The 641-nt window shown below is 34.5% G+C and carries 2 protein-coding genes; both read right to left on the minus strand.

What is annotated here, in order from left to right:
* Positions 1-402, minus strand: a 402-nt coding sequence (locus BZK14_RS13015) for a NapC/NirT family cytochrome c (protein WP_171973747.1), incomplete at its 3' end; no start/stop codon positions are given.
* A gap of 46 nt (positions 403-448) precedes the next feature.
* Complete coding sequence (locus BZK14_RS13020) at positions 449-607, minus strand: periplasmic nitrate reductase, NapE protein (RefSeq protein WP_077926871.1); 159 nt, start codon at positions 605-607, stop codon at positions 449-451.
* Positions 608-641: the final 34 nt, after the last annotated feature.

Below are 641 nucleotides of genomic sequence, written 5' to 3' on the forward strand. Positions count from 1 at the left end.
CTTCCATTCACGTTGAGCTAGCACTAAACGCTTCTCTTCAAATTTTTCTTTTGTATCAATATCACCCATGATATGGGATAACACTTCTCGGCTTGCCTGCATTTTGCGAGCAATTTTATCTGTAAAATTATGTGGTACATGGCAATCTGCACAATAAGCACGAACACCTGTACGATTTTTCCAATGTACTGTTTCTTGTAATTCTGCTTCATTATGGGACATTGTGTGACAGCTCACACAAAATTGTTCAGAGTTGGTATATTCCATCCCAGTATTGAAGGCTTGCCAAAATAATAATCCGGCAATAAAACCACCTGTCACCAAAACGCCCAATCCGATTGTCATAGATGGTTTTAAAAATAAATTTTTTAGATTTATTAATATTTTCTTAATTAGCTGCATATTATAATCCCCTAAATTATAATGTGTGATTATTCAAAAAGCAGGTTTAATGCGGTGGTCCCCAGAATAAAAGTTGCATAAACCAAACGCTAAATCCATAAGCACAAATTAATAACACTGTAATAATGGGCAGACCAATGAAGCCTAATATTAAAAAATTGCGCCACTCTCGTTTTTTATCCGATCCGGAAACTTTAGTCATCATAATCATCTCCTTACTCTATAATTTTATGATTTAT

The sequence above is a fragment of the Wohlfahrtiimonas larvae genome, from assembly GCF_002006755.1.
GTDB lineage: Bacteria > Pseudomonadota > Gammaproteobacteria > Cardiobacteriales > Wohlfahrtiimonadaceae > Wohlfahrtiimonas > Wohlfahrtiimonas larvae.

Bases quoted from the DNA above. Each gene is read 5' to 3' on its own strand.
- BZK14_RS13020 (WP_077926871.1), bottom strand. From the start codon at position 607: ATGATGACTAAAGTTTCCGGATCGGATAAAAAACGAGAGTGGCGCAAT.